The organism is Streptomyces thermovulgaris, from assembly GCF_002155915.1.
Classification (GTDB): domain Bacteria; phylum Actinomycetota; class Actinomycetes; order Streptomycetales; family Streptomycetaceae; genus Streptomyces; species Streptomyces thermovulgaris.
Genome location: NZ_MUME01000020.1, coordinates 36,739 through 56,439, shown reverse-complemented (window position 1 = coordinate 56,439; position 19,701 = coordinate 36,739). Strand labels below are relative to the sequence as shown.

20 protein-coding genes and 2 pseudogenes are annotated in these 19,701 nt (G+C 69.9%); 9 read left to right on the top strand and 13 right to left on the bottom strand.

The window, feature by feature from the left end:
* The first annotated feature begins 26 nt into the window (after positions 1-26).
* Positions 27-527 carry an NUDIX hydrolase gene (locus tag CCN35_RS02750; protein WP_245862980.1) on the top strand — a complete coding sequence of 167 codons (501 nt, stop codon included), beginning with the start codon at positions 27-29 and terminating at the stop codon, positions 525-527.
* A 127-nt stretch (positions 528-654) separates the two neighbouring features.
* On the opposite strand, the gene CCN35_RS02745 is transcribed toward CCN35_RS02750, so the two are convergent.
* The 6 genes from CCN35_RS02745 to CCN35_RS02720 all read right to left on the bottom strand — a co-directional run bounded on the left by CCN35_RS02745 (position 655) and on the right by CCN35_RS02720 (position 5,606).
* A complete protein-coding gene (locus CCN35_RS02745) occupies positions 655-1,578 on the bottom strand; it encodes an LLM class F420-dependent oxidoreductase (RefSeq protein ID WP_086791393.1) in 924 nt (307 codons plus the stop codon).
* An 89-nt stretch (positions 1,579-1,667) separates the two neighbouring features.
* Complete coding sequence (locus tag CCN35_RS02740; protein WP_067398455.1) at positions 1,668-2,138, bottom strand: DUF6099 family protein; 471 nt, start codon at positions 2,136-2,138, stop codon at positions 1,668-1,670.
* A gap of 168 nt (positions 2,139-2,306) precedes the next feature.
* On the bottom strand, positions 2,307-2,618 hold the full coding sequence (locus CCN35_RS02735; RefSeq protein WP_067398533.1) for a nucleotide pyrophosphohydrolase: 312 nt from the start codon (positions 2,616-2,618) through the stop codon (positions 2,307-2,309).
* Positions 2,619-2,734: 116 nt separating this feature from the next.
* Positions 2,735-3,124, bottom strand: coding sequence for a cell division protein SepF (locus CCN35_RS02730; protein ID WP_067398452.1), 390 nt, complete (start codon positions 3,122-3,124; stop codon positions 2,735-2,737).
* 450 nt (positions 3,125-3,574) lie between these two features.
* On the bottom strand, positions 3,575-4,534 hold the full coding sequence (locus CCN35_RS02725; RefSeq protein WP_245862984.1) for a polysaccharide deacetylase family protein: 960 nt from the start codon (positions 4,532-4,534) through the stop codon (positions 3,575-3,577).
* Positions 4,535-4,610: 76 nt separating this feature from the next.
* Positions 4,611-5,606 (bottom strand): glycoside hydrolase family 11 protein, encoded by a 996-nt coding sequence (locus tag CCN35_RS02720; RefSeq protein ID WP_086791389.1) that lies wholly within the window; start codon positions 5,604-5,606, stop codon positions 4,611-4,613.
* Between the two features lie 377 nt (positions 5,607-5,983).
* On the opposite strand from CCN35_RS02720, the gene CCN35_RS02715 reads away from it, so the two are divergent.
* On the top strand, positions 5,984-6,454 hold the full coding sequence (locus CCN35_RS02715) for a cation:proton antiporter regulatory subunit (protein ID WP_483883414.1): 471 nt from the start codon (positions 5,984-5,986) through the stop codon (positions 6,452-6,454).
* Positions 6,455-6,458: 4 nt separating this feature from the next.
* A complete protein-coding gene (locus CCN35_RS02710) occupies positions 6,459-7,718 on the top strand; it encodes a cation:proton antiporter (protein ID WP_086791387.1) in 1,260 nt (419 codons plus the stop codon).
* A 322-nt stretch (positions 7,719-8,040) separates the two neighbouring features.
* Here CCN35_RS02710 and CCN35_RS02705 read toward each other — a convergent pair whose 3' ends face one another.
* From CCN35_RS02705 to CCN35_RS29140, 3 genes and pseudogenes are all read right to left on the bottom strand, one after another.
* Entirely contained in the window at positions 8,041-8,940 is a 900-nt protein-coding gene (locus CCN35_RS02705; protein ID WP_086791385.1) for a polysaccharide deacetylase family protein, read from the bottom strand.
* 171 nt (positions 8,941-9,111) lie between these two features.
* A complete protein-coding gene (locus CCN35_RS29145) occupies positions 9,112-9,483 on the bottom strand; it encodes an L-asparaginase family protein (RefSeq protein WP_245862982.1) in 372 nt (123 codons plus the stop codon).
* A 271-nt stretch (positions 9,484-9,754) separates the two neighbouring features.
* Positions 9,755-10,114: pseudogene (locus CCN35_RS29140) on the bottom strand (asparaginase domain-containing protein); the annotation flags it as partial.
* Positions 10,115-10,215: 101 nt separating this feature from the next.
* On the opposite strand from CCN35_RS29140, the gene CCN35_RS30155 reads away from it, so the two are divergent.
* The gene (locus tag CCN35_RS30155; protein WP_086791383.1) at positions 10,216-10,431 is read left to right on the top strand and encodes a hypothetical protein; all 216 of its coding nucleotides are present in this window, start codon (positions 10,216-10,218) and stop codon (positions 10,429-10,431) included.
* A 48-nt stretch (positions 10,432-10,479) separates the two neighbouring features.
* Here the strand turns inward: CCN35_RS30155 and CCN35_RS02690 are convergent, their stop codons facing one another.
* Positions 10,480-10,959, bottom strand: a complete 480-nt coding sequence (locus CCN35_RS02690; RefSeq protein ID WP_067393120.1) for an ATP-binding protein — start codon at positions 10,957-10,959, stop codon at positions 10,480-10,482.
* Positions 10,960-11,166: 207 nt separating this feature from the next.
* Here CCN35_RS02690 and CCN35_RS02685 point away from each other — a divergent pair, with 207 nt between their 5' ends.
* From CCN35_RS02685 to CCN35_RS02670, 4 genes and pseudogenes are all read left to right on the top strand, one after another.
* Positions 11,167-12,018, top strand: coding sequence for a helix-turn-helix domain-containing protein (locus CCN35_RS02685; RefSeq protein WP_086791381.1), 852 nt, complete (start codon positions 11,167-11,169; stop codon positions 12,016-12,018).
* Positions 12,015-12,206, top strand: coding sequence for a DUF397 domain-containing protein (locus tag CCN35_RS02680; RefSeq protein ID WP_067393130.1), 192 nt, complete (start codon positions 12,015-12,017; stop codon positions 12,204-12,206). The genes CCN35_RS02685 and CCN35_RS02680 overlap by 4 nt, the downstream gene beginning before the upstream one ends.
* Positions 12,207-12,262: 56 nt before the next feature.
* Positions 12,263-12,469, top strand: a pseudogene (locus tag CCN35_RS29130) (hypothetical protein); the annotation flags it as partial.
* Positions 12,466-12,657: a DUF397 domain-containing protein gene (locus CCN35_RS02670; RefSeq protein WP_086791379.1), complete on the top strand. Its 192-nt coding sequence runs from the start codon at positions 12,466-12,468 to the stop codon at positions 12,655-12,657. The pseudogene CCN35_RS29130 and the gene CCN35_RS02670, both read left to right, overlap by 4 nt.
* Before the next feature lie 1,138 nt (positions 12,658-13,795).
* Here the strand turns inward: CCN35_RS02670 and CCN35_RS02660 are convergent.
* Together CCN35_RS02660 and CCN35_RS02655 are read right to left on the bottom strand one after the other, a co-directional pair.
* Positions 13,796-14,137 carry a hypothetical protein gene (locus CCN35_RS02660; protein ID WP_086791377.1) on the bottom strand — a complete coding sequence of 114 codons (342 nt, stop codon included), beginning with the start codon at positions 14,135-14,137 and terminating at the stop codon, positions 13,796-13,798.
* A gap of 124 nt (positions 14,138-14,261) precedes the next feature.
* Positions 14,262-15,689 carry a non-reducing end alpha-L-arabinofuranosidase family hydrolase gene (locus CCN35_RS02655; protein ID WP_067393137.1) on the bottom strand — a complete coding sequence of 476 codons (1,428 nt, stop codon included), beginning with the start codon at positions 15,687-15,689 and terminating at the stop codon, positions 14,262-14,264.
* Between the two features lie 1,069 nt (positions 15,690-16,758).
* Between CCN35_RS02655 and CCN35_RS02645 the strand changes: the two genes are divergently transcribed.
* A complete protein-coding gene (locus CCN35_RS02645; RefSeq protein ID WP_067393139.1) occupies positions 16,759-18,192 on the top strand; it encodes an endo-1,4-beta-xylanase in 1,434 nt (477 codons plus the stop codon).
* A gap of 142 nt (positions 18,193-18,334) precedes the next feature.
* On the opposite strand, the gene CCN35_RS02640 is transcribed toward CCN35_RS02645, so the two are convergent.
* The gene (locus CCN35_RS02640; protein ID WP_086791375.1) at positions 18,335-19,690 is read right to left on the bottom strand and encodes a class I SAM-dependent RNA methyltransferase; all 1,356 of its coding nucleotides are present in this window, start codon (positions 19,688-19,690) and stop codon (positions 18,335-18,337) included.
* Positions 19,691-19,701: the final 11 nt, after the last annotated feature.

The window sequence follows — 19,701 nt, the reverse complement described above, 5'->3', positions numbered from 1 at the left end:
ACAGCCGGACGTCGGGGAGGCGATGAGTGGTGGAGTGGATGCCACGCGAGGAGTGGGTGAGGACGCAGCCGCAGGCGCTCCTCGCCGCGTGCGTGGTGATGCTGGACGGCGAGGGCCGCCTGCTGCTGCTGCGGTACGGCCCCGGCCAGCCGGGCGCCGGCCAGTGGTGGCTGCCCGGGGGGATGCTCGACCACGGTGAGGACCCCTGGACGGCGGCCCGGCGGGAGATGCGCGAGGAGACGGGCATCGAGCTCGGGCCCGTGCCCGTGCTGATCGGTGTGGACCACCGCGCGGACGTGCTGGGCACGGGTCCCGTCCTCGACTGCTTCTTCCACGGCGGCACGCTCGCCGACGCTGCGCGAACGACCGTCCGGCTCAGTTCCGAGCACGACCGGTACGGCTGGTTCGCCCCGGCCGATCTGCTCGATCTGCCGCTGGCCGCCCCTGTGCGGACCCTCACCGCTCTGCACGAGGCGGCGCTGCGCACCACGCCGGTGTGTCTCCGGGAGGGCACGCCGTGGACGTGACCCGGAGGGAGCCGCGGCCGGCCGTCCGCCTCTGCGGCCGGGGCGGCCGCGAACGGATCGACCGCGGACGAGTCGGCTGCGGCCGGGGCGGCTGCGGCGAAGCCGACCGCGGCCGGGGCGGCCGTGACTAGGACAGCTGCGACTGGACCTGGGAGGCGATCAGCTCCAGGTGGTCCAGGTCGGACAGGTCGAGGACCTGGAGGTAGATCCGGCGTGAGCCGATCTCGGCGTAGCGGCCGATCTTGTCGACGACCTCGGCCGGGGAGCCCGCCAGACCGTTGGTCTTCAACTCGTCGACCTCGCGGCCGATCGCCGCGGCACGGCGGGCGACCTCCTGGTCGTCCCGGCCCACGCAGACGACGAGGGCGTTGGAGTAGATCAGGTCGTCGGGGTTGCGGCCGATCGCCTCCGCGGCGGCCCGCACCCGGCCGAACTGCCGCTCGCTGTCCTCGACCGAGGCGAAGGGGATGTTGAACTCGTCGGCGTACTGGGCGGCCAGACGCGGTGTGCGGGTCGTGCCGTGGCCGCCGATGAGCACCGGGATCTTCGCCTGCGCCGGCTTGGGCAGCGCGGGCGAGCCGGTGAGCTCGTAGTACGTGCCGCGGAAGTCGAAGGTCTTGCCGACCTCCGTCGCCCACAGGCCCGTGATGATGGCCAGCTGCTCCTCCAGGCGGGCGAACTTCTCCTTGGGGAAGGGGATGCCGTACGCCTTGTGCTCCTCCTCGAACCAGCCTGCTCCCAGGCCGAGTTCGATCCGTCCGCCGGACATCTGGTCGACCTGGGCGACCTGGATGGCGAGCACACCGGGCAGCCGGAAGGTGGCGGCCGTCATCAGCGTGCCGAGGCGGATGCGCTTGGTCTCACGGGCCAGCCCGGCGAGGGTGATCCAGGCGTCGGTGGGGCCGGGCAGACCGTCCACATGGCCCATGTGGAGGTAGTGGTCGGAGCGGAAGAAACCGTCGAAGCCCAGCTCCTCGGTGGCCTTGGCCACGGTGAGCAGGGTGTCGTAGGTCGCCCCCTGCTGGGGCTCGGTGAAGATGCGAAGATCCATGTCTCCATCCTGCACGCCGGCCGGCGCACGGGCGGACGGGCCCCACCGGTGGCCGTCGTCCTTCCGGCCACCGGTCGGGTGACATGTGGTCAGCCCGCCTCCCGCTCCGGCAGTGCCGCCTCCCGCGCCGCCAGCTTCCGCAGCATCTCGCGGACCCGGTCCCTCGACTCGTCGGCGGCGTCGATCGCCTCCATGCACTGCCAGTACGTCGTCTCGTCGGGAGCCGCGCTCGCGACGGCGACGAGGGCGATGCCGGCCTCGCCGAGCAGCACGTCCAGGCACCGCAGCGTCTGACGGGCGTCGTCCAGTCGGGTGAGCCGGGCCGCCCTCAGCTCCCCGGGGTCGAGATCCAGGACGTTCAGCACTCCGCAGCCCCGGCCCGCCAGCTCCATCAGCCCCACTGCCTCGCTGCGCAGTTCGGGCGGTCCGTGGACCGCCAGCCGGCTGCCGATCGCCTGCGCCAGGGCCTGCGCCTGCCACACCTCGGCCAGGGCGACGGAGATCTCACCGCTCCCCGCCAGGGCACGTCTGCTCGCCCGGATGAGCCGCACCGCGTCCATGCGCCGCCCCGCCTCTCGACGCGCTTGCTCGCACGTCCGTCCGAACCCCCTCGTTCACTACCCAGAGTGAAGCCATGTGGGACAAAAAGCTAGAGGAAGACGGAAATCTGCGGACAACAAATCGGTTTCCATCCCGTAAACAGCTACGGAGCGTAGCGATGGAGGATGTCATTCCCCTGCCGGGAACCGCTGTTCGTTCCGGTCGATCTTCTCCTCCAGTGCCGTCAGCGGGTCCACTCCGAGCACCTCGCACAGTTGCAGCAGATACGCGAGGACGTCCGCGATCTCGTCGCGCACGCGGTGGGCGGTCCCGGGATCGGCCATGACACGGGCCGACTCCTCCGGGGTCAGCCACTGGAAGATCTCGAGGAGTTCGGACGCCTCCACGCTGAGCGCGGCGGCCAGGTTCTTCGGGGTGTGGTACGGCTGCCAGCGGCGGGCCGCGGCGAACTCGGCCAGACGCCGCTGCAGCGCGGCCAGGCCGGGACGCCCGGAGCGCTCGGACGGCTCGGACTGCTCGGGTTGCTCAGGCCGCTTGGGCTGCTCGGAGGACTCGGTCACGGCACCAGGTCTATCACCGGTGCCCGGTGCGCGGTTCACCCTCCGCCGACCGCCGCGCTCTCCACGAGCCCGCTCACCTCGGTGCCGGGCGGGGTGAGCAGGAACACATTGCGGTCGACGCGGTGCATCCCGCTGTTCAGGCCGAAGACGACTCCGGTGCTGAAGTCCAGGACGCGCTTGGCCACTTCGTTCTCCGCACCGGTGAGGTCGAGCAGGACCGGGACGCCCGCCATCAGGGTCTCGGCGACCTCACGGGCGTCCGCGAACACGTTCACCCTGAGGACGACGAAGCGGCGGCGCATCTCCGTCTCCGCCTCCGGCAGCGCGCGATGGTCCGCGGAGGACGGCCAGGCGTCGCGGCCCCGCAACGGAACGACCTGGGCGAGCCCTTCCCACTGCTCGTCGGTGACGTCGCGACTGCTCACCGGCTCCCCCTGTCCTGACTCGCGCTTCTCGCCTGCATCAGCCAATTCTTACGCAACGTCACCCGTTCGGCCCAGCAACGACACGGTGCGCGACGACCGGGGCCGAACTTGTCCGAAACGCTGCGCGAAACACTGCACGAGGCACCGACCGGAACACTGCACGCAACACCGCAGGAACACCGCGGACGGTGCCGCGGGAGACACTGTTCGGGGCGCCGCAGGGAACGCGGCACGAAGCGCTGCCCGGCGCACCGCCCGGATTCCTTCCCCGCACCGGTGCGGGGAAACGGCCGTGGCGCGACCGTCACGGACAGCCGCGCCACGGACGGGCTTCGCATCGCAGGAGTGCTCCGGGCGGCTCCGCCCCCCGAAGTCGCCCGGAGCCGCCCGGAAGCCCCCTGAGCCGGTCCCGGAGCTGCTCGGGGACTGCTCCGGGGCCGGCCCGCCCTGCTAACTGGTGCTGCAGGAGACCGTGGGCCAGGTCCAGTTGCCGTTGGTCTGGATGGTCACGCCCCAGTTGTTGCCGTTGCCGTTGGGCCTGGCGACCAGCACCTGGGAGCTGGGATAGCTCGCGCTGACGTTCCAGGTGGCGATGATCCTCGCCGGGTACGGCACGTTCATCGTCACCGTCCAGTTGTTGGAGCCGCTGACCGAGACATTGAGGTTGTAGCGGTCGCTCCACTGCTGACCGGCCGACAGCGTCGCCGTGCAGCCCTGCGGACCGCCGCCGTCGTCGCCACCGTCGTCGCCGCCGTCAGGGGCGACCGCGCGACCGGTCTGCGGGGAGATCATGCCGGTGCACAGACCCTTGGCGGCCAGCGTCTGAGCGATGCGCGGGATCGCGGCGAGGGTGTTGGCGGGCCACTCGTGCAGGAGGATGATCTGGCCGTCGCCGAGCCGGGAGACCGCCTGCACGATGGCGTCGGTGCTGGCGCCGTTCCAGTCCTGCGAGTCGACGTCCCAGAGGACCTCGGTCAGACCGTACTTGGCCGCGGCCGCCTTCACCGTCGCATTGGTCTCGCCGTAGGGCGGGCGGAACAGCTTCGGTGTGCCTCCTCCCGCGTTCGCGATGGCCTGCTGGGTCCGGGAGATCTCGGAGTCGATCTGCGACGGACTCTGCTGGGTCAGGTGGGGGTGGGTGTAGCTGTGGTTGCCGACCCACATGCCCGCGTCGACCTGTGCCTTGACCTGGGCCGGGTAGGCGGCGGCGTACTGGCCCTGATTGAACATCGTGGCCCGCAGCCCGTGCTGTTTGAGGGCGTTGAGCAGGGCCGGTGTGCGGTCGTTGGACGGGCCGTCGTCGAAGGTGAGTCCGACGTAGCCGTTGCAGGTGGCCGCCTGCGCGGGGGCCGCGTCGACGATGAGGGTGCCGGCGACGGCCAGCGCGGCGGCGACCAGTGTCGTGACCAGGGACCGCAAGGACGAAAGTGGTTTCCTTCTCACGTGAGGTGACCTTTCGTTGGCCTCTCAGGGGTGTGGAGGGCGGTCAGCTCGTACTGCAGGAGACCGTGGGCCAGGTCCAGTTGCCGTTGGTCTGGATGGTCACGCCCCAGTTGTTGCCGTTGCCGTTGGGCCTGGCGACCAGCACCTGGGAGCTGGGATAGCTCGCGCTGACGTTCCAGGTGGCGATGATCCTCGCCGGGGACGGCACGTTCATCGTCACCGTCCAGTTGCTGGAGCCGCTGACCGAGACATTGAGGTTGTAACGGTCGCTCCACTGCTGACCGGCCGACAGCGTCGCCGTGCAGCCCTGCGAGCCGCCGCCGTCGTTGCCGCCGTCCGAACCGGAGCTGCCCACGGTGATGTTGGAGCTTCCGCTGCTCTGGTAGCCCTCGGTCGCGAGGATCATGTAGTTGAAGGTGCCGAGGTTCATGCCGTGGCGGGCCCAGGCGTCGAAGTGGTTGCCGGTGGTGATGGTGCCGCCGGTCCGCTTGGACTGCCGGACGCTCCAGTACTGCTTGAAGGTCCTGATGCCCTCGATGGAGGGGGCGTCGTACCGCATCGTCTCGTAGATGTCGTAGGTGCCGCCGTCACTGGTGACCGTGCCCTTGTACGTTCCCGTGGGCCGGTAGGTGCCCCAGTTGTCGACGATGTAGTACTCGACGAGCGGGTTGGTCGACCATCCGTAGAGGGCCAGGTAGGCGTTGCCGGACGGGTTGAAGGTGCCCGAGTAGGTGACCGTGCGGCGTCCGCCGGTGCTCCATCCCTTGCCGGCGACGAAGTTCCCGGTGTTTCTCCAGGAGGTGCTGTAGCTGCCGCCGGAGCCCATGTTCATGGAGACGGTGCCCTGGCTGTCGGTCCAGAACGAGTAGAAGTAGCCGTTGTGGGTGCCGGTCTGGTTCGTGTCGACGTAGGTGTCGGCCCTGGCCGTGCCGGGCAGCATCGCCGCCGCGAGGGCGGCCAGTGCGATGACGCAGACACTCCTGATGAGGAACGCGAGGCGGCCGCTTCCACGGCCCCTCGCCTGGACGAGCGCATTCATGTTCGTACGTCCTCCTCGTGGGGGGTGATGGGGTGCGGACAGCACGACGGAACCCCGCGGGCTCGACGCCGCGCATCGCTGGCAATTTTGATTTGCCCACGTCAACTGTCAATGGTTTCGGTAGAAGTTTCGAAACATTCGCCTTACCCGAAGATTCTTGAGTGGGACGAATCCCCAGTTCAGAGTGCACCAAGCCTCGGCGAACACCAGTCACGCACCACGGGCATGGAGCGCAAGATCAAAAATCAGCCCGGCAATTTCGAAAGTTTCGAAGACAAGGCGGCCAGGGCCGAGCGGTTAAAGTCTTCCGGGTTCACTCTGAAACCCGATCGATGTCAGACATGTCAGACAGGGAGACCGTCATGGGGGCCGCCCGCATGAGCAGAACACCGCTACCCGGAATAGGAACACGCTATGACCTGACCACGCGGGAGCGGCGCCGTCTGTCGGTCGTGGCGCACCTGGACGGCTCGCGGACCCTCAACACGTACCGGGAGGACGACCCGGACGCCTGCGCCCTGTCGGTGCGGCTGACCTCGGGAGAGGCGGAGAGCCTCATCGACGCGCTGGCACCGGCGCACCACAGCCCCAACCTGCTGTCGACCACCGAGCTGGGCCTGGTGGCGGAGCGGATCGAGCTGGCTGCGACGTCCCACTGGAACGGACGGCTGCTGGGCGAGACCCGGATGCGCACGGAGACCGGTGTGTCGATCGTGGCCGTGCTCCGCCGGGCCGAGGCCATCCCCTCCCCCGGTCCGGACTTCCGCCTGGCGGGTGGTGACATCCTGATCGTCATCGGCACGCGCGAGGGCGTCGACGCCGCCGCCACGATCCTTGGGCGGGAGTGAGTCGATGCACTCTTCCGCGATCTTCCTGATCGAGTTCGGTGCGATCATCCTTGCGCTGGGACTGCTGGGCCGGGTCGCCGGACGGCTCCGGTTCTCGCCGATCCCGCTGTATCTGCTGGCCGGTCTGGCCTTCGGCAAGGGAGGCCTGCTGCCGCTCGGGGCCAGCGAGGAGTTCGTGGCGATCGGCGCCGAGATAGGCGTCATCCTGCTGCTGCTCATGCTCGGTCTGGAGTACACGGCCAGTGATCTGGTCTCCAACCTCAAGACCCAGTACCCGGCCGGCCTCGTGGACGCGGTGCTCAACGCGACACCCGGAGCCGTGCTGGCGCTGCTCATGGGCTGGGGGCCGGTCGCTGCCGTGGTGCTCGCCGGTGTGACCTGGGTCTCGTCCTCCGGTGTGATCGCCAAGGTGCTCAACGACCTGGGCCGGGTGGGCAACCGCGAGACGCCGGTCATCCTCAGCATCCTGGTGCTCGAGGACCTGTCGATGGCGGTCTACCTGCCGATCATCACCGCCCTGCTCGCCGGGGCCGGTCTCGCGGCGGGCAGCATCACCCTGGCCATCGCCCTCAGTGTCGCCGGGCTGGTCCTGCTGCTCGCCGTGCGCTTCGGCCGCCACATCTCCCGGTTCGTCTCCAGCGACGACCCCGAGAAGCTGCTGCTGGTGGTGCTGGGCCTGACCCTGCTGGTCGCCGGTGTCGCGCAGCAGCTCCAGGTCTCCGCCGCGGTCGGCGCCTTCCTGGTCGGCATCGCCCTGTCCGGCGAGGTCGCCGAGAGCACGCACCACCTGCTCACCCCCCTGCGGGACCTGTTCGCCGCGATGTTCTTCGTCTTCTTCGGCCTGCACACCAACGCCGCGGACATCCCGCCCGTGCTGCTGCCCGCCCTCGCCCTGGCGGTCGTCACCGCCCTGACGAAGATCGCCACCGGCTACTGGGCGGCGCGGCGCGCCGGGGTCTCGCCCAAGGGCAGCTGGCGGGCCGGCGGCACCCTCGTCGCCCGCGGCGAGTTCTCCATCGTCATCGCCGGTCTCGCCGTCACCGCGGGGGTCAATCCCGCCCTCGGCCCCCTGGCCACCGCGTACGTGCTGATCCTGGTCGTCCTCGGGCCGCTCACCGCCCGCTACACCGAGCCGATCGCCCGGCGCTTCACCAGCCGCCGGGAGGCCGTCCCCGTGTCCGCGACCGCGTCCCAGGACTCGACGGCCGCCACGGCGTCGGCCTCGGACACGGCGGCGGACGACCAGGCCCCGGCCGGCCGGTGACGACCGAAAGCGCCCGCCCGTCCGGGCACGGATCCCGCTCCTTACCGGGTCCGGCGGCGGGGGCCGCAGCAGCTCCGGTACCGCCGCGCAGAACGACGGCCCCGGGCGGCACGCCGCCCGGGGCCGCCGCCTGTACGGAGCCGTGCGCGCCGTTCACCCAGCCGCGTGCGCTGCTCCCCGGCAGGGTGCACGGCCCTGCGGCGGCCCCGTCGGCGACCGTCCCCCGCTGCGTCCCTCTCCCTGCCCGTCCCTTTGTGTCCCCCCGCGGCTGTGTCCCCCTGCGGCCCCGCGGGTCTCCCTGCGCACCTCCTGGCGCAGAAAGTCACGCGCTGCTGTCCTTGCCGTCCTTCCGACGCGGGTTGCGGGCGGCGAAGTCGTCCGCGATGTGGTCGAAAGTCGCCCAGCGGACGCCTTCGTGGGCGTTGATGCGGTCGATGAGCCGCTCCAGCATCAGCAGGACCTGGGGGCGGCCGGACACGTCGGGATGGATGGTCATGGTGAAGACGGCGTAGTCCATCTCCCGGTGCACCCAGTCGAACTGGTCGCGCCACATCTCCTCGATGTCACGGGGGTTGACGAAGCCGTGGCTGTTCGGGCTGGCCTTGACGAACATCATCGGAGGCAGGTCGTCGAGGTACCAGTTGGCCGGGATCTCGACGAGGTCCGTCTCGTGCCCCCGCGTCAGCGGCTTCATCCAGCTCGCCGGCCTGCCGTAGTCGATCCTGGTCCAGGAGTCGCCGACCCGGACGCAGTGCGGCTCGAAGTCCCGGTGCATCAGCGAGTGGTCGTACTTGATCCCCCGCTCCAGCAGCAGTTCGTCGGTGACCGGGCTGAACTCCCACCAGGGAGCCACGTATCCGGTGGGACGGCGGCCGGACCGGGTCTCGATCAGCTCGACGCAGCGGTCCAGGACCGCGGCCTCCTGCTCGCGGCTCATGGCGATCGGGTTCTCGTGGCTGTAGCCGTGGAGCCCGATCTCGTGGCCGGCGGCGACGCAGGCGTCGAACTCCTCCGGGAAGGTCTCGATGGAGTGGCCGGGCCAGAAGAAGGTCCGGGTCAGACCACGGCGCCGGAACAGTTCCAGCAGGCGCGGCACGCCGACCTCGCCCGCGAACAGGCCGCGGGAGATGTCGTCGGGCGAGTTCTCGCCGCCGTAGGAGCCGAGCCAGCCGCCGACGGCGTCCACGTCCACTCCGAAACCGACGAGGATTTCCTTGGGCATCGCAGCTCTCCTTGCCTGAGGGCACTGGGGGCACTGGGGGCACTGGGGGCACAGGGAGTACGGATCCGAGCGACATGTACCGCTCTGCACATATCCGCCTGGTTCTGCAACCATCTATTCCTTTTTGCGAAGAGCGGACCTGGCAGTGGGGGCGGGCCGCGGGGCGACGGCTCAGGAACCGTCCCCGGACAGCGGGTCCTGTCCGGCGAGCCAGGCACGGACGAGCTCCTGCGGCGACCGGCCGGGTACGGCACTCGCGGCGGCCAGGAGCAGCCGGGCCTGCCAGGGACTGAGGTCGCCGGCGAAGAGGGCACCGGCCCGCCGCAGCTCGGCGCCTGCGCTGGCGTAGAGGGGCACGACCGGGCCGGAGTGCACCCGTGAGCAGACGAGCACCGGGTGGCCCGCCGCGACCGCGTCGCCGACCGCTGCCACCAGCTCGGGGCCGGCGTTGCCCGCACCGGCCGCGGCCACCACGACTCCCGTGGCGCCCGCGTCCAGGCTGGCCCGGACGAACAGTCCGTCCGCGCCGGGGTAGACCGGCACCACGTCCACCCGGGGCAGCCGGGAAAGGCCGAGGTCGAGGGGGAGCCGCGGGCTGGGGCTCGGCCGCCACAGCGGCACCACGCGCCCGTCCACCACGCGGAGCGCCGGTCCGCGCCCCGGCGCGGTGAAGGCGTGCGCCGACAGGGTGTCGCTCTTGCGCACCCCGCGGGCGGGGAAGGCGAAGCCGTCGAAGACCAGCAGCGGGCCGTGCCCCCCGGGCCGTGTCGTCGGCGGCCACGGCCAGGGCGTCGCCGAGGTCGGCCGGGCCGTCGGCGGCACGGTCGTCGAACGGACGCTGGGCGCCGGTCAGCACGATCGGCCGCGGATCGTCGAAGGCGAGGTCGAGCAGGAAGGCGGTCTCCTCCATCGTGTCGGTGCCGTGGGTCATGACCACTCCGTCGGCGCCGTCGCGCAGTGCGTCACCCACCTCGCGGGCCGGCGCGAGCAGATCGCCGGTGTCGAAGGCGTAGCTGCCCCGGGTGCTCACGTCCCGGACGTCCACCTCCATGCCGTCGGGCAGTGGGCCGACCGACGCGACCAGTTCCTTCGCCTGCACGGCCGGCCGGCGGCCCTCCGCCTCGGACCGGCTCGCGATGGTGCCGCCGGTTGCCACGATCCGGATACGGCGCATGGGGCCCTCTCCTCGCAGTCGTCCGCTCCGGGGCCCGGGTACCGCGTACTGGTCCGGCCCAGACATTCACGGGCATGCACAAAGGTGCGCAGCACAGCGACATGGCGACGGCGATCGGCCATGTGCCCGAGGAAGAAGACCCGAAAGGGTGCCGGGCGCCCTTCTTCCCGGGGTGCCTCGCCCGGCGCGGTCCGGAGGATCCGCCCCGGACGGGCGGGATCGCGCGGCCATGCGGCCGACCGGCGCAGGTCTCGTACTCGGCGGCCTTCGGGATGCCGATCGACCCGGTGATCCCGAAGGTGATCTTCTTCAGTTGATCGATGACGATACGGAGCCGGTGGTGCCGGACGACGGCCGGAAAGTGCTCATGTCGCCGTCCCGGACGCTGCCGCAGCTCGTCCCGCGTGCCTGGCCGGAACCGTCGTGCACTCGGCCCACACCGTCTTGCCGGGACCGAGGCGGTCGCATACGCCCCAGTCGACGGCGAGCGCGTCGACGAGGAGCAGGCCACGGCCCCCGCCCTCGTCGGGACCGGGGGACGTGCGCGCAGGCAGGGCGGGGTGGGTGTCGGCCACCTCGATCCGGACGACGCGCCGATCGTCGTCGCAGCAGAGGAACAAGGCGAAGCCCCTACCCGGGACACGGCCGTGAAGGACGGCGTTCGCGGCGAGTTCGGCGACGACGAGGACGACGGTGTCATGCACCTCGGTCCCGCGAGGGTGACCCCACTCGGTGAGCTGATGCGCCGCGAGCAGCCGGGCGAGGCGGGCACCGCGCCGGGTGGCGGAGAAACGCTGGGTGAACGAACGGGCGTGGGCGGGACGTTGTGTGCGTGGTGCTGACATGCGGGCCACCCTGCCGGGAGCTGACGCCCCGTCGGCAGGTCCGGCACCGATACAGATCGCGTTGTACCGGTTCACGCAGTGGACCGGGACGGTCGCCGTACGTGAGCATGGACCGGTCTGGCGGGGCGCAGCGCGGACGGCGAACAGTACGGCACAAGGCCGGGCACGGCACGGGTACGGCCCAGTGGTACGGGGAAGGCGGCTGCGATGGTGTCGGACAACGGTGGCGCAGTGGGCGGGGGCTGCGAGCCGGAGCTCTCCGAGAGTCTGAGGACCTTCGGCGCGGTCCTCAAGGCCCTGCGGGAGGAAGCCGGCCTGACCCAGGAGCAGTTCGCGCCACTGGTGCGCTACTCCCCCGCGTACATCGCCAAGATCGAGCAGGGGAAGCGTTTCCCGCCGCGGGAGCTGCTGAAGCGGTCGGACGAGGTCCTGGGCGCGGTCGCGGCACGGGTGCTGGAGGCCGCGGCGAAGAGCCTGACACGGAAGGCCGGCCTGGCCTCCTGGTTCCGGCAGTGGGCGGGCATCGAGGAAGAAGCGATCTCGCTGTACGCGTACGAGTGCCGTGCCATTCCGGGACTGTTGCAGCCCGAGCCGTACATCAGGGCTGTCTTCGACCGAAGGCTTCCCCCTGTCACGGAGGAACAGCTCGACCGTGCCGTCGCCGCCCGTCTCGATCGCCAGCAGATCATCGTTCAGCGGCCCAACACCGCGTTCAGCTTCATCATCGAACAAGCCGTCCTGGAACGGCATCTCGGGGGAAGCCAGGTGACAAAGGCCGTCGTCGATCACCTGCTTGCCGTGAGCCGCCTGCGCAACGTCGAGATCCAGGTCATGCCGCTCAGGCAGGAGGATCACTGCGGAGTCGACGGCCACATGTACTTGGCCGAGACGCCTGATCATCGCTGGCTCGGCTACACCGAAGGCCAGCGGTCGAGCAACCTGATCAGCACGCCCAAGGATGTAAGTGTCCTGCTCCAGCGCTATGGAAAGCTGCGCTCGCAGGCCCATGATTGCAGGGCCACCGTGAGCCTGCTGGAACAGATGCGAGGAGCGCTATGAGCACCACTCAACAGGGCTGGTTCAAGAGCAGTTACAGCGGCAGTGAAGGCGACAACTGCATCGAGGTCGCCCTGCGCCCCGGCATCGTTCTCGTCCGGGACTCTAAGGACACCCGAAAGCAGCCCCTGACCGTCTCCCCCGACGCCTGGACGGCGTTCACAGCACTGGCCGCCAGCTCACGCGTCTGAACCTCCGGCGGGGCGGTGCCCACGCTGCCCCACCGACACCCCACGACTGCTTCGCGTCAGTCGAGATCCAGCTCATGCCGCTCGGTGCCGAGGCGCCTGATCATCGCTGGCTCGGCTACACCGAAGGCCAGCGGTCGAGCAACCTGATCAGCACGCCCAAGGATGTAAGTGTCCTGCTCCAGCGCTATGGAAAGCTGCGCTCGCAGGCCCATGATTGCAGGGCCACCGTGAGCCTGCTGGAACAGATGCGAGGAGCGCTATGAGCACCAGCGAGCCGGCCTGGTTCAAAAGCAGCTACAGCGGCGGCAGTGGCGACAACTGCATCGAGGTCGCCCTGCGCCCCGGCATCGTTCTCGTCCGGGACTCTAAGGACACCCGAAAGCAGCCCCTGACCGTCTCCCCCGACGCCTGGACGGCGTTCACAGCACTGGCCGCCAGCTCACGCGTCTGAACCTCCGGCGGGGTGGCGCTCGCGCTGCCCCACCGATACCTCACCGCTGCTTCGCGCCAAGCGCGGCTTGCTCGGTTCCTCACGTCGCTGCGTCTGTCTCCGCGAGGAGCCTCCGGAGCCACCGTGTACAGAAACAGCACGACGACCAGGAGAACGACCACGGTGAAAACGACGAGAGGCGGGCGCCCCGACGCGGTGGTCATGCGAGGCGTACACAGCCGGGAACAGCCGGCCTTCGCGCGGTCGTCCATCATCGCGAACGCCGTCGCACCAACCTCTCGGCAGGAACTCGCGACTTCCGGTCATTCAGAACCAGAGGGAACACCGCGTAACAGCTCGGCTGGCGACCAGCCCTCGGCATCGCTTCCGTGTGGGACATCCCGGCCATCGCTGGCAGATCGCCTCAGCTTCCTGAGCCAAGGCCTCCACTGACTGCGGCAGCTCGTACCCATCGGCTCACGAGGGGCGGCAATGCCGGGCAACATGCCCGGACGGCCACTCCGTGCGTCACCGTTCAGGGCAAGGCCGAGGGTGGTCCACACCCTTGACCTTGCTGCAGTTTCCTGACGCTCAGTGAGCGCGGCACCTTCGAGATCCGTCCCGTGGCTTCCGGGAGGACGACGGGCAGGACGACCATGATGCCGACCCAGTGCGAGGCGGCCCCAACGGCCGGCTGAGCCTTGCGGAAGCACGAAAGGAACTTCCATGCTCCGGGAGCTTGCGACGAGCGATGCATCCCGTTCGTACGCGCTCCCCTGCCGGACGGGCATCCCACGGTCTGACATCACCAGCCGACAACAACGCCATCGAACGACCGCGGATCCCGGCAACCGGAACCGAACCGCGGACCACCCGGTGGGCACGAACCGGGTCGCCCTGCGACTGAGGAGCCGGACTTCCCGCGTCGGAGCAGGAGCACGATGCAGAGCACGGTCAACAGGACGGCACGACGGCGACGGCTTCAAGTGCGGCCCGGCCCTCGGCCCGGCCTGCGCCCTGTCCGCGCCCTGTCCGCGCCCCGCTCCAGCCCGGCCGGCGCCTGTGCCGCGCGCACAGCAATCAGCCGCCCGACGCCGTCGATGACACGACCGCAGGCCAGAGCCCTGGCCCCTCACTCTTCGGCCGCCGTTCGCCGGGTTCATGTGCGAGCCCGGCGAACGCCGGTGCGTGCGATCAGCCTGCTGCCGTCCTCGGTGAGAAACAGCATGAACGTCCGGGAGCCGTCGGCAGCTCTGATCCGCCCCAGGCGGACCGGCCGCCGGTACCGGCCGAGCAGCTCCACGGCGTGTACCAGGTTCGTGGTCTCGATGCCCCGAAGGCGCGTGTGCCGCAGTCGGCGTCCGTAGATCAGGGCGAGCTGCTCGGCAGGCGCAGTCCCGTCCCAGACCACGTGGGAACCGCCGCGGCGGAGCGCAGCCAGAGCGGCCACGGACGCCTCGTCGTCACCGGCCAGCAGCCGTTCGAACAGTTCCCGCTCCATGCCACCACCCCCACCAGGGGATCCTGCTGCCCAGCAGCTGGATGCAGCAACCGCCCACCCCTTGGCCCCGGCCGCCGGGCGGCCGGGGCTTTTCGAGGTGGACGGTCACCGTCGACCGGGGAGGTCAGCGCTGCAGGGTGAGGACACCCGGCCGCCACGGCAGCAGGTTGTACTCACCGCCCGCGTTGGGGGACTTGCCCTGGTAGAGGAACTGCAGGTTGCAGGGGTCGATGGTCATGGTCTGGTCGGGGTTGTCGCGGACCAGGTCGCCGTGGCTGATGTCGTTGGTCCAGGTGGCGCCGCTGTTGGCCTTGCCCGCGAAGGGGTTGCTCTCGGTGGCGGCCTGCGGGGTCCACGAGCCGCTCAGGCTGGAGGCCGTGAAGGAACGGAAGTAGCGCCCGTTCGCCCCCATCGCCTCGACGATCATGAGGTACTGGTTCTGGCCCTTGACCTTGTAGACCTGTACGCCCTCGAAGAGGTTGGCCTTCGTGTCGCTCATGATCGTCGTGTACGACGAGCCGAAGTTGCCCGGGAAGTTCCCGATCGGCATGCTCGCGCGGTAGATCTTGCCGTTGTCACCGGCGAAGAACAGGTAGATGTTCCGGTCGTCGGCGATCAGGGTCTGGTCGATCGGGCCGGTGTCGGAGTCGGGGATGCTCCCGGTGAACAGCGGCTGCGGGGCGGACCAGCCGTTGGGGTCGGTGGGGTCGCTCGACGTGCGGTAGATGAAGGGCCACGCACCCCACTGGTACGCCAGCACCCATATGTTCTTGGGCGCGAAGTAGAACAGCGTGGGCGCCACCGCGGCCTGGTTCATCCCGAGCTGGCGGGCCGATGCCATGTCCGACCAGTTCGTGAAGGGGCTGAACATCATCGAGCCGTACGACGATCCCGAGAAGTTCGTCCCGTAGACCAGGTACTTGCCGTTGTGCTTCACGGCGGTGAAGTCCTTCAGCGAGACCCATCCGTTCGCCGGCTGCGCCAGCGCGCCCGTCGAGGTCCAGCGGTACGTCGACGGAAGAGAGCACGTGTCGCCGGGCTGAGTCGGGGTCTCGGGCAGGCCGGTCCACTTCTGGTGGCTGCCGCCGTTGCACGTCCCGATCTGCACTGCCGTGCCGTTGGCCGTACCGGCGCCCGCGGTCTCCAGGCACAGCCCGGACTGCACGCCGACGATCGTGCCGTCGGAGTTGACCCGCCACTGCTGGTTCGCACCGCCGGAACAGGTCCAGATCTGCACCCGGGTACCGGGCGTGGTGGCGTGCCCCGGCACGTCCAGGCACTTGTCGCCGTACACGGTGAGCTGATTGCTGTCCGTCAGCGTCCACTGCTGGTTGGTCCCGCCCCAGCAGTCGTAGATCTGCAGATAGGTGCCGTTGGTCTGGCTGCCACCCGGTACATCGAGGCATCGGTTCGAACCGACACCGCGTAATGAACCGGTGGAAGCGGCCTGGGCCGGGGTGGCCGCGAGCATGGCCGCCAATGCGGCCAGGACCGCGACCGCGGCGGCGAGCACCGCGGACGGGTGCCTTCGGCTGAGACATCTTGTGCGCATGGAGACTTCCTCGACCTCGAGTAGGCGGTTCCGGTCGGCCTCGTCAGAGGGTGGCCGGACTGTCGGTGTCGTGCGGTGGCGGCGGTCGCCGTCGGCATGGTTCAGGGCGTGGAGCGACCGGAGAAGACAAGGGAAGGGCTTGGCGGGAACATGACATGCATGCGATACGCCCCTTCGCGGCTCTGCTCCCGACGACGTGGACCGGGCTCGCCGCTGCTGTGCAGCGGGAGCGACTTCGACACGCTCACGTTCGCAATATCGAACAAGGATTGATATATCGATCGACCCGAATGATAGGAAGCCGGTGAGCGGCGTCAATACCTCTCGCACGTATCGCATGCAATTCCGAAACATTCGGGACGTTCGGAGAGGACTTTCGAACGTCCGGACGATCCCGACGCGATGAATGCCCCACCTACCGCAAAAGTCTCCCGGGCGATCACCCCGAAGATCGCCTGGAGGCAACAGCCCTGCGGCGCCCATCGGCGGCGACACAGGGCCCGCCGTTCGGCTCACCGAACTTCGAAACTTTCGAAGCAAGAACAGAAACTTTTTCTGTGAGAAGTGTTGACGATGCATCGTCAACACCCCAATCATCCCTGTCTGAGGAATCGGCCGCAGCGCGGCCTGCCGAAGCACATCGGGCCCTGGTCAATCCGTGCCGCACGGCAGATCCGCGCACAGCCGTACGACAGACCCGCGTACGCACGCACCTGCACGACCCTGTTCCGTTCCGGTGAGGTTCGCACCAGCGCGTCCTGGTTCTCCGCACGGTTGGAGAGGGACGCGACGCCGCGTGACGATCCCCCGGCTGAGCCGCGATGGACTTACCCATGCCTGTGTCGAGACACCGCCGCTGCCCGCCGTACGCCACCCGACGGCCGACCAGGCCGGCCCGCGCCGGCTGAGACCGCCCCGGTCGCACGACCGCGGTGCCCGGTGAATCCGCGCCGCCGACGCTCCGGCACCGCCCCGTCCATCCGCCGGAGGGGAGCGGACGACGCACCCCCGCGCTGACGCGCTTCCCGCGCTTCAGTCCTTCCGTGATGTCTATCCAGGAGGCACCTTCATGGGCTCACGCGCCCTTCCCAGATCCGTTGTCCGACGGAAAACCCGCGGCCCGCTGCTGGCGCTGTTCGCCGGCGTCCTCGGTGTGGTCGCCTCACTGGTCACGCCGCCGACCGCGCACGCCGCCGAGAGCACACTCGGCGCCGCGGCGGCGCAGAGCGGCCGTTACTTCGGCGTCGCCATTGCCGCGGGCAAGCTGGGCGACCCGACGTACACGACGATCGCGAACCGTGAGTTCAACTCGGTGACGGCCGAGAACGAGATGAAGATCGACGCCACCGAGCCGCAGCAGGGCCGGTTCGACTTCACCGCCGGTGACCGCGTCTACAACTGGGCGGTGCAGAACGGCAAGGAGGTACGCGGTCACACCCTCGCCTGGCACTCCCAGCAGCCCGCCTGGATGCAGAACCTCAGCGGCAGCGCACTGCGCCAGGCGATGATCAACCACATCAACGGCGTGATGACCCACTACAAGGGCAAGATCGCCCAGTGGGACGTCGTGAACGAGGCCTTCGCCGACGGCAATTCGGGGGCCCGCCGCGACTCCAACCTGCAGCGCACCGGCAACGACTGGATCGAGGTCGCCTTCCGCACCGCGCGCGCCGCCGACCCGTCCGCCAAGCTGTGCTACAACGACTACAACGTCGAGAACTGGAACGCGGCCAAGACCCAGGCCATGTACGCCATGGTCCGGGACTTCAAGCAGCGCGGCGTGCCGATCGACTGCGTCGGCTTCCAGGCGCACTTCAACAGCGGCAACCCCTACAACAGCAACTTCCGCACCACCCTGCAGAACTTCGCCGACCTCGGCGTCGACGTGGCCGTCACCGAGCTCGACATCCAGGGCGCCCCGGCGTCGACCTACGCCAGCGTGGTCAACGACTGCCTGGCCGTCTCGCGCTGCCTCGGCATCACCGTCTGGGGTGTGCGCGACAGCGACTCCTGGCGATCGGAGCAGACGCCGCTGCTGTTCAACAACGACGGCAGCAAGAAGGCCGCCTACACCGCCGTCCTCAACGCGCTCAACGGCGACGACACCACCCCGCTCCCCCCGGAGGGCGGACAGATCAAGGGCGTCGGCTCGGGCCGCTGCCTGGACGTGCCCAACGCCAGCACCGCCGACGGCACCCAGGTCCAGCTGTGGGACTGCCACAGCGGCAGCAACCAGCAGTGGACGTACACCGACGCCGGTGAGCTCAGGGTCTACGGCAACAAGTGCCTGGACGCCGCCGGCACCGGCAACGGCGCCAAGGTCCAGATCTACAGCTGCTGGGGCGGCGACAACCAGAAGTGGCGTCTCAACTCCGACGGATCCATCGTCGGCGTCCAGTCCGGACTCTGCCTCGACGCCGTCGGCGCCGGCACCGGCAACGGCACCCTGATCCAGCTCTACTCCTGCTCGGGCGGCAGCAACCAGCGCTGGATCCGCACCTGACGCGACCTGCCTCCGGCACGAGGAACGCCTCGACGACGGACTGCGGCGCGGCTCCTCCCCCGCCTGTCCAGGAACGTCGTCGATGGTCCCGGGTCGCCGCCGTCACGGCGGCGACCCTCGCGTCTTCTCAGGAAAAGGCGGGTCAGGACCCCTTCTTCACGGGTTCCAGGACCGCCACGCACTCCACGTGGTGCGTCATCGGGAACAGGTCGAACGCCCGCAGTGTCCGCACCCGGTAGCCGCCCTCGCGGAAGTACGCCAGGTCGCGGGCGAGGGCGGCCGGGTCGCAGGCGACGTAGGCGATCCTGCGTGCCCCCAGGGACGACAGGCGGGCCACCGTCGTGCGGCCCGCGCCCGAGCGGGGCGGGTCCAGGACGATCAGGTCGGTCTCGGTGATGCCGGTGCGCGGCAGGACGGACTCGACCCTGCCCTGTTCGATGCGGACACGGGGGAAGCCGGCGAGGTTGTGCCGGGCGTCCTGGACCGCGCGCTTGCCGGCCTCGATGCCGAGGACCGCGCCCTTGTCGCCGACGCGGTCGGCCAGGGCGCCGGCGAAGAGGCCGGCGCCGCAGTAGAGGTCCAGGGCCATGTCGCCCTTGCGGGGAAGCAGGCCCTGCATGACCGCCTCGACCAGGATGTCCGCCGCCTTGGGGTGGACCTGCCAGAAGCCTCCGGCGCTGACGCGGTAGGTGCGGCCGTCGGCGCGTTCGCGGACGAAGGGGCGGCCGTGGACCCGGTGGACGCCGCCCGTCTTCTCGTCGACCCGCAGGACGGAGACCGGACGGTTCAGCTCGACCAGCGGAAGGCGGGCACCCGGGCGCGGGGTCAGGATCACCTGACGGTCGTGCGAGCCCGTCGCCGCCACCGCCTCGACCGACTCCATGCCCGTCCAGTCGCGCTGCTCGACGCCCAGCTCGTCGACGCCCTCCGCCGCGATCATGCAGTGGTCGACCGGCTCGACCTCGTGGGAGCGGTGGCGGCGCAGGCCGGCCCTGCCCGTGGCCGGGTCGACCGCGTACTGCACCCGTGTGCGCCACCGCGGGACCTCGCCCGCGGGCAGTTTGTCGCCCTCGGCCGGCACCACCGTGCCGTCCCAGCCGGCCTCCTCGGGGGTGAGGCCCGCGAGCCGCTTCAGCTGCTCGGCGATCACCTCGGCCTTGAGCCGTCGCTGTGCGCCCGGCTTGGCGTGCTGCCAGTCGCAGCCGCCGCAGCGGCCGGGGCCGGCGTAGGGGCAGGGGGGCTCGATGCGGTCCTTGGAGGCCTCGACGACCCGCACCGCGTCCGCGCGCAGGAAGCGGGCGCCCTCCTCGCCCTCCGTCACCCGCGCCACGACCCGCTCGCCGGGCAGCGCGTGCCGTACGAACAGCACCTGGCCCTCGGGCGTGCGGGCGACACAGTGGCCGCCGTGGGCCACGGGGCCGATCTCGACCTCGTACTCCTGGCCCACCAGCGTGCCCTTCTCCGGTCCCACCTGCGTGTTCCTCGGTTCTGTCTGCATGGCGGGGTGAC

Coding starts and splice junctions, on each gene's coding strand:
- CCN35_RS02720 (WP_086791389.1), bottom strand. CDS start 5,606: ATGAATGCGCTCGTCCAGGCGAGGGGCCGTGGAAGCGGCCGCCTCGCG.
- CCN35_RS02710 (WP_086791387.1), top strand. CDS start 6,459: ATGCACTCTTCCGCGATCTTCCTGATCGAGTTCGGTGCGATCATCCTT.
- CCN35_RS02655 (WP_067393137.1), bottom strand. CDS start 15,689: ATGCGCACAAGATGTCTCAGCCGAAGGCACCCGTCCGCGGTGCTCGCC.
- CCN35_RS02640 (WP_086791375.1), bottom strand. CDS start 19,690: ATGCAGACAGAACCGAGGAACACGCAGGTGGGACCGGAGAAGGGCACG.
- CCN35_RS02715 (WP_483883414.1), top strand. CDS start 5,984: ATGAGCAGAACACCGCTACCCGGAATAGGAACACGCTATGACCTGACC.
- CCN35_RS02705 (WP_086791385.1), bottom strand. CDS start 8,940: ATGCCCAAGGAAATCCTCGTCGGTTTCGGAGTGGACGTGGACGCCGTC.
- CCN35_RS02745 (WP_086791393.1), bottom strand. CDS start 1,578: ATGGATCTTCGCATCTTCACCGAGCCCCAGCAGGGGGCGACCTACGAC.
- CCN35_RS02690 (WP_067393120.1), bottom strand. CDS start 10,959: ATGTCAGCACCACGCACACAACGTCCCGCCCACGCCCGTTCGTTCACC.
- CCN35_RS02670 (WP_086791379.1), top strand. CDS start 12,466: ATGAGCACCAGCGAGCCGGCCTGGTTCAAAAGCAGCTACAGCGGCGGC.
- CCN35_RS02660 (WP_086791377.1), bottom strand. CDS start 14,137: ATGGAGCGGGAACTGTTCGAACGGCTGCTGGCCGGTGACGACGAGGCG.
- CCN35_RS02680 (WP_067393130.1), top strand. CDS start 12,015: ATGAGCACCACTCAACAGGGCTGGTTCAAGAGCAGTTACAGCGGCAGT.
- CCN35_RS30155 (WP_086791383.1), top strand. CDS start 10,216: ATGGCGACGGCGATCGGCCATGTGCCCGAGGAAGAAGACCCGAAAGGG.
- CCN35_RS02685 (WP_086791381.1), top strand. CDS start 11,167: ATGGTGTCGGACAACGGTGGCGCAGTGGGCGGGGGCTGCGAGCCGGAG.
- CCN35_RS02645 (WP_067393139.1), top strand. CDS start 16,759: ATGGGCTCACGCGCCCTTCCCAGATCCGTTGTCCGACGGAAAACCCGC.
- CCN35_RS02740 (WP_067398455.1), bottom strand. CDS start 2,138: ATGGACGCGGTGCGGCTCATCCGGGCGAGCAGACGTGCCCTGGCGGGG.